This is a genomic window from Aureibaculum luteum, assembly GCF_003449015.1.
GTDB classification, from domain to species: Bacteria; Bacteroidota; Bacteroidia; order Flavobacteriales; family Flavobacteriaceae; genus Aureibaculum; species Aureibaculum luteum.
Genome location: NZ_QRGD01000007.1, coordinates 55,075 through 70,593 on the forward strand (window position 1 = coordinate 55,075; position 15,519 = coordinate 70,593).

The following is a 15,519-nucleotide window of genomic DNA, read 5'->3' on the forward strand; positions in this document are numbered from 1 at the left end:
TATAATGAATAAGTTTTTAGTTATTTTATTCTTTTTTTTATTAGCTGGCTGCAGTTCTGCGGAGACATTTAAGAAACCAAATTTCATTTTTATTATGGTAGATGATTTGGGTAAAGAATGGATAGAAACTTACGGAGCTACAGAAATTAAAACACCAAATATTAATCAGTTGGCAGAAACGGGTGTTATATTTAATAATGCTTATTCAATGCCGCAATGTACACCAAGTAGAGTAGCATTAATTACGGGGCAATATCCATATTCTAGCGGATGGATAAACCATTATGATGTCCCAAGATGGGGGCATGGTGTAAATTTTGATGCCGATAAAAACCCAAGTTTTGCAAAAGCGTTACAATCTGAAGGTTATGCTACATGTATAGCAGGAAAATGGCAGATTAATGACTTTAGAATTGAACCCAAGGCTATGGAAAAAGCAGGTTTTCAAGAATACTGTATGTGGACCGGTTATGAATCTGGTAATAAACCTAGTGAAAATCGATATTGGGATCCTTACATTTTCACCAAAAACGGAAGTAAAACGTATAAGGGTGAATTTGGACCCGATATATTTTCTGATTTTATAATTGAATTCATGACCAAGAATAAAGAAAAACCAATGTGTATCTATTACCCAATGGTTTTAACACATTCTCCATTTGTACATACACCTCAGGAACCTGAAGTGAAAACCAAATACCAAAAGCACCAAGCTATGGTTCGCTATACAGATTTTATTATTGGGAAAATAGTAAAGTCGATGAAGGAATTAGATATCTTGGATAATACATATTTAATATTCACTACAGATAATGGTACATCAAATGGAATTATTGGAAAACGAGATTCGGTTTATGTGAGAGGTGGAAAATCGTTTTTAACAGAAAATGGTATCAATGCTCCTTTCTTAGTAGTAACTCCAGATAAAAAACAATTTGTATCTGATGCATTAATTGATTTTACGGACATCTATCCAACACTATTAGATTTAGCAGGAGTAGAAGACAATTCAAAATCAACTGGTTATTCCTTTGCAGAGGTTTTGCAAGGAAAAAGTCAGCAGAGCAAGAGAGATTGGATACTTTCTATGGGAGGACTTACTGCAAAAATAAGTGATAATGATAGGATGGAAAATTGGTTTACGTTCAGAGACCGTGTGCTTAGAGATGAAAAGTATAAAGTGTATACAGATACATTAAAAAATATAGTGCGAGTGTTCGATTTAGAAGTAGATCCATATGAAACTAAGAACCTTATTGGAGCCTCAGAAGTAAAAAAAACAATAGAAAAATTTGAGAACATATTGAGTAGTCTTCCAGACCAAGACGCTCAGCCGAAGTACAAAAAAACGGTAGATAGTCTCTATAACGTGCCAGATGAAAAATTGAACTGTTGTGGAGGACCAAAAGGGGCAAGAAAAACCAATATGTTACCTCTTGCAACGGAAGAGGCATTTTTAAAATTGAGTATTAAAAATTGAGTTCAATTGATAGAAGAAAACTTAAAAACATGAAGAAGCTAATTTTTATACTATTATCTTTTGTTTTAGCTGTTACAGCTAATGCTCAAGAAAATAAAAATACGTTTATTCCACAACCAGAATCTGTTGTAATGAATCAAGGTAATTTCACCTTGACAAATACCACTAAGATTTTTCTTCCAAAGAAATTTCAAAAGGATTTAAAACCTTATTTGTTAGCGAAACTTGAAGAGGATACAGGGTTAATGTTAAAAACAGAATCAAAACGCCCTAAAATTAATTCAAATTACATTCAATTTCAAATTACAAAAGAAGCATCGGTTGAGCATGAAGGCTATACATTAGAAGTTTCTGATTTAAAAATAATAATAAAAGCGAAAGATTATGCCGGCTTTTTTAACGGTTTTCAAACGTTAAGACAAGCGATACCATTAGGAAAAACAGAATCGATAGAAATTCCTAATCTTTTAATAAAAGATAATCCCAGATTTAATTGGCGTGGAGTAATGTTAGACGTGTCTCGTCACTTTCAACCTAAAGAATTTATTTTGAAGCAAATAGATGTGCTCTCTTCTTATAAAATAAATAAATTTCATTGGCATTTAGTAGATGACCAAGGTTGGAGAATTGAAATAAAAAAATATCCCAACCTAACCAAAAAGGGTGCTTGGAGAGCTGATAGAACAGGTATATCATGGTGGTCTCGTAAACCAGCAACCTCCGAAGAACCTAAAACTGTAGGTGGTTTTTATACGCAAGAAGAAATAAAAGAAGTCATTGCTTATGCCAAAGCTAGAAATGTTGAAGTGATACCTGAAATAGATGTGCCAGGGCATAGTAAGGCATTAATAGCGTCTTATCCTGAATTGTTTTGTTATGATGATGCCAAAGCTAATTTTGAAGTTGCTGTTGGCGGTAAAGCACCAGATAATGCTTTGTGTGCAGGTAAAGAAACAACGTATGAATTTTTAGAAGACGTTATAAAAGAAATAGCGGAATTGTTTCCATCAAAATATTTACATATTGGTGGCGATGAGTGTAATAAAACAAACTGGAAAAAATGTCCATACTGTCAAAAAGTAAAGACAGAAAATAACTTGAAGGATGAAGAAGAACTACAAAGTCATTTTATTCAGAAAGTTAATAAAATAGTTACAGCTCAAAAGAAAATAATGATTGGTTGGGATGAGATTTTGAGTGGAAAAGGTGCCAAAGGTGCTACAATTATGGCGTGGCGTAGAGGTCGTCATTCACCACAATTACAAGCACCAAGAGAAGGTTATCCAACCATTATGACATCTTATATCTATTCCTATATAAGTCAAGTGCAAGGTCCCTCATTTATGGAGCCTGAAGGTCCAAATGTGGTATTACCGTTATCAAAAGTGTATAATCATGAACCCATTCCATCAGAATTAACTGCAGAAGAAGCCAAAAGGGTTTTAGGAAATGAAACGTGCTTATGGGGAGAGTTTACACCAACCGAAGAACATTGTGAGTATATGCTATATCCGCGTGCTTTGGCAAGTGCAGAAGTTTCATGGAGTCAACCAAAAGTTAAAGATTGGTCGCGTTTTCAATCGGCATTAGAAAAGTGGCATTTTAAAAGATTAGAAAGAGCAAATGTAAATGTGGCTAAAAGTATATATAGTGTTTACCCGTCATATGCTATTGATCAATTACATAACGAGGCTATTGTGTATTTACAAACGGAAACTGTTGGTTATGCTATTTATTATACTACAGATGGTAAAGACCCAACGATAAATGCTACGAAATATGAACGTGATTTTAAAACAACACCAAGAACACTTTTAAAAGCGGGTTTGTTTAATAAAAAAGGGGATTTATTAGGAGAGATTACTGAACTAAGATTAAAATAAAAAATGATGCGAAAATTTAAATTAACGGTTTTATTTATGCTGGTGCTGTCTTCTGTGTCAGCACAAGAAAAGCCAAATATTGTGTATATTATTTGTGATGATTTGGGCTATGGAGATGTACAGTTTTTAAATCCTGTAAAAGGAAAAATTCTAACTCCTAAAATAGATGCATTTGCAAAAGAGTCGATGTCTTTTACAGATGCACACTCTGCATCTGCCGTATGCACACCCTCAAGATATGCCATTTTAACGGGGCGTTATGCATGGAGATCACGATTGCAAGAAGGCGTTTTAAGGGGAGGTGATGAATTTGAACCTTTAATTGACGAAAATCGTGAGACCGTACCTGCTATGCTAAGAAAAGAAGGTTACACAACCGCGGCCATAGGAAAATGGCATTTAGGTTTTAGTTTTTTAGATGACGATGGAGAACCTTACAATTTATATGAAGGGAAAAAATTAGTAGATGCTCCTGTTGGAGCAAATGTACCAAACGGCCCTGTTTCTCGTGGGTTTGATTCTTACGTCGGTTTTCATCATTCTGCCTCTATGAGTACGGTAATCAAAGATGATAAGGTTATAGATCATATGCCACCAGTTAAAATGTTACAGTTTTTAACCGATAATGCTACAAATTATATTTCTAAAGCTTCCAAAAGTGAAACCCCATTTTTTATGTATTTAGCATTGAACTCTCCACACAGTCCAGTGGTGCCATCTGAGGCATGGAAGGGTAAAAGCGGAATGGGCGATTATGTCGATTTTGTTATGGAAACGGATGATGCCGTTGGTCGTGTTTTAAAAGCTTTAGAAGAAAATGGTATTGAAGATAATACCATCGTTTTTTTTACAAGTGATAATGGTTGTTCGTATCCTGTAGCAAAGGGTAAAAAATTAGAAAAGGAATTTGGACATTATCCAAGTGCTGATTTTCGTGGTTCTAAATCTGATATTTGGGAAGGTGGCCATAGAATACCATTCGTAGTAAGATGGCCAGGAAAAATTGAGTCAAATTCTATAAATGATAAGTTAATTTGTCAAACCAACTTAATGGCTACTTGTGCTGAAGTTATTGGATTGAAGGTTGCAAAAGACAAGGGCGTCGATTCTTATAGTATTTTACCAATGCTCAAAAATAAGAAGGCAAAAACCGATTATAACTTAGTTGTACATCATTCCATAAATGGTAAATTTTCTATCCGAAATAAAAAATGGAAATTAGAATTGACACCAGGCTCTGGGGGATGGACAGATCCAAGAGATCCTAAAGCACGAAAACAAAACCTTCCGGAAATACAATTGTATAACATGAAAAAGGATAAAGAAGAGACTACCAATGTCTTTAAAAAACATCCAAAGTTGGTAAAGAAAATGACAGCGAAGTTAGAAAAAATTGTAAAAAACGGAAGAAGTACATCAGGTGAAATGCAACAAAATGACGTGGTGATTGATATTTTTAAAACGGATAAATAGTTTTATTAAAGAAGTTTAGAATAAGTAGATATGAGTGTAAGCACAACAAAAATAATAGTACTAATCATTGGTATTGCACTAAGTTCTTTAGTGACTATTTCTTGTTCTTCCTCAACATCAAGTGAAAAGTCAGTTGCAACAGAAAAACAGCCTGTAGATTATATTAATCCCATCATTGGAGCCATAACTTATGGTAAAAAAACTAAGGACGCACACGGTTTTGGCAAAACATTTCCAGGAGCAGCTACTCCTTTTGGATTGGTACAATTGAGCCCAGATACGGTTTCTGATGGCGATAATGGCTCAGGTTATTCTTATGAACATCCTACGATTGAAGGTTTCAGTTTCACGCATATGAGCGGTGTAGGCTGGTTTGGCGATTTAGGTAATTTTTTAGTAACACCAACGACAGGAAAACTCCAAACTAATAGAGGTGTATCTGATGATCCTGAAAGTGGTTATCGTTCTCGGTTTACCCATGATACTGAAGTAACTAAAGCAGGCTATTATGCGGTAACATTAGATGATTATAAGGTAAAAGCAGAGCTTACTGCAGCACCAAGAGCTGGAATTATTCGATTTACATACCCTAAACAAGATAGTTCAAGAGTTCAGATTGACCTTTCGCGTAGAGTCGGGGGTACTTCTACGGAGCAATATATAAAAGTAGAAAATGAGAATACCATTTCAGGATGGATGAAATGTCCACCAGAAGGCGGTGGTTGGGGTGCTGGTGCTGGTAATGCCGATTATATGGTGTATTTCTATTGTCAATTTAGTAAACCTTTAAAAGACTATGGTTTTTGGAATGCAGCAACACCTGATGTTCCAAGAAAAATGCGTTTTATCCGAAAAGACGATTACCAATTAGCAATAAAAGACGCTGAAATTATAAGAGGTAAGCGTGAATTACAAGGTAAGCATATTGGCTTTTTCACTAATTTTAGTACGACTGAAGGTGAAGAAGTGTTGGTGAAAAGTGGTGTCTCTTTTGTGAGTGTAGAGGGTGCGAAAGAAAATTTGGAACATGATATTAAGCATTGGGATTTTGATAAAACAAAAGAGGAAGCTCGTAACCTTTGGAATAATGCCATAAAAGATGTAGTCGTTTCTGGAGGTACAGCTGATGAGAAAACTATTTTTTATACGTCTTTGTATCATACCATGATTGATCCTCGTACATTTTCAGATGTTAATGGTAATTATATAGGTGCCGACAAAAAAGTACATCAAACGAAAGATTTTACCTACCGAACTATTTTTAGTGGCTGGGATGTATTTCGTTCTCAATTTCCTTTGCAAACTATTATAAATCCGACATTAGTAAACGATGAGATTAATTCTCTATTACAAATGGCAGAATTGAGTGGTAATAACTATCTGCCAAGATGGGAAATGTTGAATTCGTATTCAGGTTGTATGTTAGGTAACCCAGCAGTTTCAGTAATTGTAGACGCTTATGAAAAGGGAATTAGAAATTATGATATAGAAAAAGCATTCGAATTTTCTAAAAACACAGTTGATCATACAGGTAATGGTGAATTGGGGTATTCACATAATCACATCTCTAAGACCTTAGAATATGCGTATTCAGATTGGGCATTGGCAACTATGGCAAAATCTTTAGGTAAAGACGCTATTGCTGATGAATATTTCAAAAAAAGTAAAAATTATAAGAATATTTGGAATGATGAAGTGAATTGGTTTAGAGCCAAAGACAGTACTGGAAAATGGTTAGAATGGAAAGGAAAAACTGTCCACGGTCAGGGTTGTATTGAAAGTAATCCGTTTCAACAAGGATGGTTTGTACCGCATGATATTGATGGTTTGAAAAAATTAATGGGCGGTGAAGAAGCTTTTAAAAATGAATTGATTTCTTTCTTTGAAAAAACACCAGAAGATTTTCTCTGGAACAATTATTACAACCACCCAAATGAACCCGTACATCATGTTCCTTTTATGTTGAATGAAGCGGGTGTACCCTATTTAACGCAAAAAATTACAAGACAAATTTGTAATGATGCCTATGGAACAGATGCTTATGGATTATGTGGTAATGAAGATGTAGGGCAACTATCCGCTTGGTATGTATTGACGTCAATAGGTATCCATCCTATTGCTCCAGGCGATAATAAATACCAGATTTCAAGTCCTGTGTTTAATAAAATTGAAATAAATTTAGATGCTAATTATTATAAAGGGAAAACGTTTACAATTATTGCAAATAATAATTCAAAAGACAATATTTACATACAATCCATAAAGCTAAATGACAAACCATTACAACGTTATTGGATTTCGCACCAAGAGATTACCCAAGGCGGTGTTTTAGAATTAGAAATGGGCCCAGAACCCTTAATGAATACAAATAAATAATAGAACTCAAAAACTAAAATATATATTATGAAACAAATTTTTTTAACCTTATTTAGTATCGTTGTATTTACTGTGAGTGCACAGCAATATTCCTATCCAATGCCTGAGTATGTTCCCACCGCCGAAAATTTAAAAGCTCGAAAAGAGTTTCAGGACATGAAATTCGGTATGTTTATCCATTGGGGTGTTTATAGTGTATTAGGAGATGGAGAATGGGTAATGTATCAACAAAAAATTAAAAAAGACAAGTATGAGTTATTAACAAAAGTTTTTAACCCGCAAGATTTTAATGCAAAGGAATGGGTTCAGATTGCGAAGTCAGCAGGCATGAAGTACATTACGATCACCTCTCGTCATCATGATGGTTTCAGTATGTTTGATTCTAAAGCAACAGATTATGACATTATAGATGCTACTCGGTTTGGTAGAGATCCCTTAAAAGAATTGGCAGAAGAATGTAAAAAAGAAGGCATACAGTTAAACTTCTATTATTCATTATTAGATTGGGGTAGAGAAGACTACGGTTTTGGTAAAAAAATAGAAGATGTAGATTGGGATAGTTATATCAAATTTATGAAAGCCCAATTAACAGAATTATTGACCAATTATGGAGAAATTGGTTGCATTTGGTTTGATGGACATTGGAATAGAAAAAAAGACAATTGGCATTATGATGAAATTTATTCGTTAATTCATGAATTAAGTCCTAATACACTAATAGCCAATAATCATCATATCCAACCAATTCCAGGAGAAGATATTCAAACTTTTGAAAGAGACTTGCCAGGAGAAAACAAAGGTGGATTTAGTCATGGTGTTGAAGTAAGTCAACTACCACTAGAATCTTGTGCTACAATGGCAAAAACTTGGGGTTTTGATATTAATGATAAAAAATTTAAAACCACAAAACAACTCATTCATTTTTTAGTAAATGCAGCGGGTAAAAATGGTAATTTATTATTGAATGTTGGTCCAATGCCAAATGGCGAAATTCAACCTGAATTTGTTAATTCATTAAAGGAAATGGGTGAATGGACTTCTAAATATGGAGAAAGTATTTATGGTACAAGAGGAGGTGTTATTAAATCACAAGATTGGGGAACTATAACTAAAAAAGATAAGACTTTATATGTTCATATACTGAACCCAACTTCAGAACCGTATATTTTTATTCCAGATTTAAACGAAAAAATTCGTTCAGCAACTACTTTTGATGGTAAAACCAAAGTGAAGTTTAAGCAACTGAAAGAAGGAACGTTTCTTTATGTTCAAGGTAAAGTTGAAGATGACATTGATGGTATTGTTAAACTTATAATAAAGTAATTTCTAACCATTATTTTTTAAAAACGTATAAAATCGGTAAGCTTAAGTTTTCAAAAGATAAAAAAACCACCTTAATCAAGGTGGTTTTTTTTATGTTGTGGTAATTATTTATTCTTTACATATTTTCCGAGCACTGGTCTTCCTTTTAAAATAAAACTGTGATGCTACCTTTTGTTTGTTTATCAAGTTTATTTATACACTTTAATATAGTCAATAACAAACTCTTGCGGGAAGATGGCGTCATCTACCTCCGGACCACCGAAACCACCACCAATGGCTAAATTAATTAGCATATAAAAGGGTTGGTCAAAGGGCCAAATGTCTTCCGTTTTATTTTCTGGAGAGAAGCTATAGTGCAACTGATTATCCACAAAAAAATTAATATAGTCTTTAGTCCATTCAATTGCGTAAACATGAAAACCTTTTTCAATTCCTTCAATATGCGTTTTTTTAGTATTTATTGTATTTCCATGACTGTTTTTAGTGTGTAGTGTGTTGAAAATTTTACTTGGCTCTTTACCTACATATTCTAAGATATCAATCTCACCACATAATGGCCATTTGGCTTTGTCAATATTTGAACCTAACATCCAAAATGCTGGCCAGAGTCCTTTACCGACTGGAAGTTTAGCTCTTATTTCAATTTTACCATATTGAATTTCAACTTTTTCCTTAGTTGTTATCCTTGTTGAAGTGTAAATTGAATCTTCTTTTTTTGCTGTTATAATTAAGTAACCATCTTTTATAAGGTGATTGTTTTCGGTATATAATTGTAATTCATTGTTTCCCCAGCCACATAATTGTGGACAACTATTTCCTAATTCAAAATTCCAAAATTCTTCATTAAGTGAAATTCCTTCAAAATTTTCTTCCCAAATAAGTTCCTTTTTTTGTGAACAAGAAAAGAAACAGATAACAACAATAAGCAGCAATATTTGAATGTTCAATTTATGCATCCTTAGTTGTTTAAATTAAACTGAGCATCAATTACAGTATTTGAACTTCCGCCTATATAAACATTAAAATCACCTGACTCTATTATAAAATCACCAGTATTGTTATAAAAACCTAACTCTTTTTTAGTTAATGAAAATTTGAGTTCTTTGGTTTCGTTAGGATTTAATTCAACCATTTGAAACCCTTTTAATTCTTTAACAGGTCTAGTTATACTAGCAAATTTATCCTGAATATATAGTTGAACTACTTCTTTACCTTTTGTCTTTCCTGTATTTGTTAGTTTAACCGAAACTGAAATAGTTCCGTTGGTCTTAAAAGTATCTGTTATATTAAGATTTTCATATACAAATGAAGTATAACTTAAACCGTGACCAAACGGATATAATGGTGTGTTTTCTACGTCTGAATAATGTGACCAAAACACTATTCCTGGATCAGTTAACACAGGTCTTCCGGTATTCTTATAATTATAATAAATTGGTATTTGCCCTACACTTCTAGGAAAACTCATGGGTAGTTTTCCACTTGGATTATAATCACCATAAAGAACTTGTGCGATAGCATTACCAGATTGGGTTCCTAAATGCCATGCTTCAACTATGGCCGGAATGTTTTTATCAGCCCAGTTAATTGTTAACGGTCTACCATTATTTAATACGAGTACAATATTTTTATTTACCTTAAAAATAGCCTCTAGTAATTCCTGTTGCAGTCCTGGTAAATCTAATACAGCTCTACTTCTAGCTTCACCACTTTGAAAACCGTGTTCTCCTAATACCATGATTACAACATCTGCATTTTTGGCAACAGTAATTGCTTTACCAAATTCACTTTTATCGGCTGTGTTAATTTTTAATTCTTTTATAAATTCAGGCTGTTCTAGAGTCAAATCAGTTCCTTTGGCATAGGTTAAGTTGTTTCCATCATATTTTTCGAGACCTTCCAATACGGATACGGCTGTATTATCATCTGCAGCCAAACGCCAACTACCAAGTGGACTCGTTTTATCTGCAGCTAATGGTCCAATAAGAGCTATTTTTTGCCCTTTTTTACTCAAAGGAAGGAGGTTACCTTCATTTTTCAATAGTACAATTGATTTCTTAGCCATATCTAATGAAGCATTATGCATTTTCTCACTTCCTAAAACATCCTTCTCTCTTGCTTCATCACAATATTTATAGGGATCATCAAATAATCCTAATTCATATTTCACTTTTAAGATTCGCCTGACTGAATCATCAATAAATTCTTCTTTAACTTTACCTTCTTTTACTAAATTAGCTAACTCTTCAACATATGCATAAGATTCCATGTCCATATCAGAACCCGCATTAGCGGCCAATTCAGTAGCATGCTTTTTATCTTTAGCAAATCCATGAGCTTTCATTTCTATAATTGAACCCCAATCTGAAACTACAAAACCATCAAATTTCCATTGTTCTTTTAAAATATCGCGTTGTAAATAGGTGTTACCTGTTGCTGGAATTCCATTTAATTCATTAAATGAATTCATAAATGTGCTAACACCCGCTTCAGATGCAGCTTTAAAGGGTGGAAAAATAGTGTTAAATAGTGTTGATGTGCCAACGTCAACCGTATTATAGTCTCTACCAGATTCAGAAAATCCATAGCCAGCAAAGTGCTTTGCACAGGCAGCAATGGTATTATGTGCGTTTAAATCTTTTCCTTGAAAGCCATTTACTCTAGCTTCAGCAATTTTACTTCCTAAGAAAGGATCTTCACCTGCACCTTCCATCACACGCCCCCAGCGTGCATCTCTAGAAATATCAATCATTGGTGCAAAGGTCCAATTTATACCTGCTGCAGAAGCTTCTTCAGCAGCCATTTCCGCTGATTTTTGTATAGCCTCTAAATCCCAACTAGCTGCTTCAGCTAGTGGAATAGGGCTTAATGTTTTATAACCGTGAATAACGTCAAACCCAATTATTAAAGGAATGCCTAACCTAGATTCTTCAACGGCAATTTTCTGAACAGCTCTAACATTTTTTACACCGGTTACATTTAACATAGAACCTACCCAGCCTTTTTTAAGGTGTTCATATTTTTTTGCCGCGTCACCGCCATCAGGTTTTGGACCAGTTACGTCCCAAAATCCATTATATTGATTCATTTGACCTACTTTTTCTTCTAAGGTCATTATCTTCAATAATGAATCAATCTTTTGATCGATTAGATTTTCATTCGAGCTAAATTCCGTTTTGTTTTCGTTGCAACTAAATAGTACAACACAAAATGCGAGTGTGATAATTGTTTTTTTCATAATAAAATTTAAAAAAGGCCGAATGTTTCTTTCATACGACCTTTATAACTAACTTAAATATTTATTGATAAACTCTAACATAATCTATTTCCATTGTATCTTGTGTAAACGCAGCATCTATATCACCACCTAAAGTACCACCCATAGCAATATTGAGAATTAAAAAGAAGTCTGCATTGAACGGTAAATCGGCATTATTGGCTAATGTAGTATAAGGAACATTGTCAATTAAAACAATCACTTTATCGGTAGTCCATTCCAATGAATAGATATGAAAATCTGTGGTAGAAGTATTTTCAGTAGCAGTTTCACCATAAGAGGCATTGGTATTTGTTCCAGAATCTAACCAGTGAAATGTGCCAAGTATGGAATTTTTATCCCCACCTGTTTGCTCCATTATGTCAATTTCTCCACTTGCGGGCCAACCTATGGTTTCAAAATTTGCACCCAACATCCAAATAGCAGGCCAAGTACCGGCAGAAGCAGGTAATTTAGCTCTTACATCTACGCGACCATAAGTGAAATCATACAGACCTTGTGATTTTAATCTTGCAGAGGTATACATAACTCCATCTTTTATGGCGTTAATTTTAAGAAAACCACCCTCAACAATTGCATTTGCAGATTCGTTGGTATAGGTTTGTACTTCATTATTACCCCAGCCACCAGCACCAATATCATACCCCCATTTAGCAGAATCAGGAGATCCATCTGTATCAAATTCATCTGACCATGATAAATTATTAAATTCAGACACAAATGCTGTTGGTTCTGACCCATCATCAGATGTTAAAACAAACCACCAATCAAATTCTCCATTACCATCAGTAGTTCTTAAAGTCATTTCACTAGCTGATCGAGCAAATATTTCGTATTTATGATTTCCTCCGGTGTAATAGCCCATAAAACCTAGACCGGTTAAGCTGAGTGTTTCTATACCTCCTGGTGCATTTAATGACCATCCTTCTGTATAATCACCATAGGAGTAATTCAAGATATCAGCACCATCAGCAGTTCCATCTCCAGGTCCTCCTATTTCATTTATAAGATTTTCTCGTCCAAAAACAGTCCCGTTAGTAATGTGTGTAAAAGTTCCATCTGCATTAAAAACATACCTATCGTCATACATACCAGTGCCAGCTTTAGTTTCAGCTCCTGCCGAAAACCATTCAGCAAATACACCACCTCCAACAGGTCCCAAACCAAAATGTGCACTTTCAGATTTTATTCTCCAAGTTTTGGAAGTATTACCAACCAACATATCTAATAAATCAGCTGGAGCTTCGTATAAAGCAAGTACTTCTAATTGTACCGTTTTACTCGTTGAATTTCCACCAGTTCCATATGCAATTACGGTTACGGTATACGTTTGTAGACCTGTAATGGCAAAATCATAAGTCATTTCTCCTTGTGGAGCGAGAGTTGTTTCTCCATTATAGACAAAATGGTAAGCTAAAGCATTGTCAGCATTCACTTTGAAATTAACTGTTCCGCTACCATCTCCGTTTGGATTATTGGCATCTATACCAACAACCTCTGTGGTTATCACAACATTTGAAGGAGCAGTAATATCACCTACATCAGCGGTGTCATCTTGACAACTAGTTACTAATAATAAGCCTAAAAGACCTGTTATAAAATATTTAAATGTCTTCATTTTTTTATTTTTTTAATTATGAAAATATAAGTTATCAATAAATACAGTTGCACTTGCACCACTAGTATCAAAAAGCAATTGTGTAATTGCAGATCTATCAACTGCAAAATTTTCAAGAGGAATAGTTACGCTTACCCAAGTTCCTGTTTTAACAGTAACAAATTTTATATCTTCTGCACTAATTACCGTATTTACTAATTTTAATCCAAGTGTAGTAGCGTCTGGAGTGAAATAATCAAAATGTACATAAGACATTGAAGATAAATCTGTTGGATTACCATAATCTGTCACAATACCTGTGTAATTCAATGATTCATATTTCCAAATAATATTTCCACCGATATTAACATCTGTTAGTGTCGTTGATTGACCCCAATCTGGGTTTAACTCACTTATACCAACACTCGTATATGAATCACTGAATACAGAAATAACATCACTAGAACCAATGTTGGGTGTTGAAGCTTCTACGGTTGGTTGTGTACTATCTGGTTCAGAATAAAAATACAAATTATCAATATATACTTTTGCACTTCCTCCGTCAGTATCAAATAGAAGTTGTGTTACGGCTGATCTGTCAAATGCATAATTTTCAAGAGGAATGGTTACACTTACCCAAGTACCTTTTACAATAGTTTCAACAAATTCTATATCTTCGGTACCAGCGACAGTATTTACTAATTTCAATCCTAATTTTTCAGCATCTGGTGTAAAATAATCAAAATGAACAAAATCACGGCCTGATAGATTGGTTGGATTTCCATAGTCAGTAACGATACCTGTATAATTCAAAGATTCATATAACCAAATATCATTTCCACCCACATTAACAGTGGCTATGGTCGTAGTTTGGCCCCAATCGGGGTTTAATTCACTAATACCAATGCTAGTGTAAGAATCGCTAAAGATAGAGGTAACATCACTGGCATTATAGGTTGGATCTGGAGCTACCACATCTGGTGCAGTTGCTACAACTGGTTGTTTATAAAAGTAAAGGTTGTCTACAAAAATTGTACCACCTCCAGAGGGTATACCATCAAATTTAAATTGAATAATTTCACTTAAATCTACAAGGGGATTCTGATCTGTAAAGAATGATAATGGAATATCAAATGAAGTCCATTGATCTGCAATCAAGTTCAGATCATAAGCTGTTTCATTTGGTCCAGTACTGATTGGAGATAATTTTGCGATAAAATCACTATCGGCAGTCCAAACATCTATGTGAAGGTACTCCATAGCAGAAGCGTCCAAAGGAACTGAAGAAAAATCAATACCTTGATAGGTTAATCCACCATATTGAATCATATTATCACCATCAACATTAATTTGAGTAAATGATGTTGATTGTCCCCAATCTGGATAATAATTAATAGGATCTGGATTATCATAAGCATCACTATATATAGAAATAACATCTTCTGGTGATTTAGTTGGGGTAGGTGCCGCAACTAATGGTTGTAAAATCGCAGTAACTACAAATTCTTGTGTAATCTCAGTAGTTTCGATAGCAGCACCCTTTGCAACAACTTTAATTGTATAAGTACCTGGCTCTTGATAAACGAAAGAAGCCATTTCACCAATATTAGCTGTCACGGGATCGTCATTACCTTCTTCACCAAAATAAACATCAAACATAGTAGCGAAATCTGCTGTGGCTGTAACATTTAACTGTTTAGAAATAGCTGGATCATTTTCAATGAGTACTTCTAGATTTTCAGGAGCTTTAAATGAAACAACTAAATCTTGAGAAGCTTCCGTTTTTAAACCAGTAATACCTATAGCTTCTATTTTTATAGTAAAAGAACCTTCGGGGTAAATGTGGGTTGTACTACTTCCTTGTTTAACAAGTATAGGTTGAGTTGTACTGTCTCCTAAATAGATATTATATGTAGTGGCCCCATCACCATTAGGTGTAATAGTTACTGTGCCCGTATTATCTTGGGTAATATCATATACTGCTGAAACATTAGTTGGAGCAGTTACTTCGTCTAAATAGTTGAAGTTATCTTCTTCTTCACATCCCGTAAAAGAAACAAAGAAAATTAATAAACCGATTGTATATTTTATTTTTTGCATAAGTTCTAGT

The 15,519-nt window shown here is 34.3% G+C and carries 9 protein-coding genes; 5 read left to right on the forward strand and 4 right to left on the reverse strand.

The annotated features are described in order from the left end of the window. Positions 1 to 4 precede the first annotated feature (4 nt). The 5 genes from D3P13_RS15440 to D3P13_RS15460 are packed head-to-tail and all read left to right on the forward strand — an operon-like array spanning position 5 to position 8,535. Positions 5 to 1,480 carry a sulfatase-like hydrolase/transferase gene (locus tag D3P13_RS15440; RefSeq protein WP_117883777.1) on the forward strand — a complete coding sequence of 492 codons (1,476 nt, stop codon included), beginning with the start codon at positions 5 to 7 and terminating at the stop codon, positions 1,478 to 1,480. Between the two features lie 29 nt (positions 1,481 to 1,509). After that, the gene (locus D3P13_RS15445; protein ID WP_157972937.1) at positions 1,510 to 3,363 is read left to right on the forward strand and encodes a beta-N-acetylhexosaminidase; all 1,854 of its coding nucleotides are present in this window, start codon (positions 1,510 to 1,512) and stop codon (positions 3,361 to 3,363) included. 3 nt (positions 3,364 to 3,366) lie between these two features. Next, positions 3,367 to 4,836, forward strand: coding sequence for a sulfatase family protein (locus D3P13_RS15450; RefSeq protein ID WP_198680046.1), 1,470 nt, complete (start codon positions 3,367 to 3,369; stop codon positions 4,834 to 4,836). A gap of 30 nt (positions 4,837 to 4,866) precedes the next feature. Beyond that, positions 4,867 to 7,212 (forward strand): GH92 family glycosyl hydrolase, encoded by a 2,346-nt coding sequence (locus D3P13_RS15455; RefSeq protein ID WP_117883779.1) that lies wholly within the window; start codon positions 4,867 to 4,869, stop codon positions 7,210 to 7,212. 27 nt (positions 7,213 to 7,239) lie between these two features. Further along, positions 7,240 to 8,535 carry an alpha-L-fucosidase gene (locus D3P13_RS15460; protein WP_198680047.1) on the forward strand — a complete coding sequence of 432 codons (1,296 nt, stop codon included), beginning with the start codon at positions 7,240 to 7,242 and terminating at the stop codon, positions 8,533 to 8,535. Between the two features lie 188 nt (positions 8,536 to 8,723). Here the strand turns inward: D3P13_RS15460 and D3P13_RS15465 are convergent, their stop codons facing one another. The 4 genes from D3P13_RS15465 to D3P13_RS15480 all read right to left on the reverse strand — a co-directional run bounded on the left by D3P13_RS15465 (position 8,724) and on the right by D3P13_RS15480 (position 15,509). Beyond that, positions 8,724 to 9,491: a glycoside hydrolase family 16 protein gene (locus D3P13_RS15465; protein WP_117883780.1), complete on the reverse strand. Its 768-nt coding sequence runs from the start codon at positions 9,489 to 9,491 to the stop codon at positions 8,724 to 8,726. A gap of 2 nt (positions 9,492 to 9,493) precedes the next feature. Further along, the gene (gene bglX / locus D3P13_RS15470) at positions 9,494 to 11,773 is read right to left on the reverse strand and encodes a beta-glucosidase BglX (RefSeq protein WP_117883781.1); all 2,280 of its coding nucleotides are present in this window, start codon (positions 11,771 to 11,773) and stop codon (positions 9,494 to 9,496) included. A 61-nt stretch (positions 11,774 to 11,834) separates the two neighbouring features. Continuing rightward, entirely contained in the window at positions 11,835 to 13,430 is a 1,596-nt protein-coding gene (locus D3P13_RS15475) for a glycoside hydrolase family 16 protein (protein ID WP_117883782.1), read from the reverse strand. Positions 13,431 to 13,442: 12 nt separating this feature from the next. Next, positions 13,443 to 15,509 (reverse strand): hypothetical protein, encoded by a 2,067-nt coding sequence (locus D3P13_RS15480; protein WP_117883783.1) that lies wholly within the window; start codon positions 15,507 to 15,509, stop codon positions 13,443 to 13,445. Between the last annotated feature and the right edge of the window lie 10 nt (positions 15,510 to 15,519).

Coding starts and splice junctions, on each gene's coding strand:
- D3P13_RS15440 (WP_117883777.1), top strand. CDS start 5: ATGAATAAGTTTTTAGTTATTTTATTCTTTTTTTTATTAGCTGGCTGC.
- D3P13_RS15445 (WP_157972937.1), top strand. CDS start 1,510: ATGAAGAAGCTAATTTTTATACTATTATCTTTTGTTTTAGCTGTTACA.
- D3P13_RS15450 (WP_198680046.1), top strand. CDS start 3,367: ATGATGCGAAAATTTAAATTAACGGTTTTATTTATGCTGGTGCTGTCT.
- D3P13_RS15455 (WP_117883779.1), top strand. CDS start 4,867: ATGAGTGTAAGCACAACAAAAATAATAGTACTAATCATTGGTATTGCA.
- D3P13_RS15460 (WP_198680047.1), top strand. CDS start 7,240: ATGAAACAAATTTTTTTAACCTTATTTAGTATCGTTGTATTTACTGTG.
- D3P13_RS15465 (WP_117883780.1), bottom strand. CDS start 9,491: ATGCATAAATTGAACATTCAAATATTGCTGCTTATTGTTGTTATCTGT.
- bglX (WP_117883781.1), bottom strand. CDS start 11,773: ATGAAAAAAACAATTATCACACTCGCATTTTGTGTTGTACTATTTAGT.
- D3P13_RS15475 (WP_117883782.1), bottom strand. CDS start 13,430: ATGAAGACATTTAAATATTTTATAACAGGTCTTTTAGGCTTATTATTA.
- D3P13_RS15480 (WP_117883783.1), bottom strand. CDS start 15,509: ATGCAAAAAATAAAATATACAATCGGTTTATTAATTTTCTTTGTTTCT.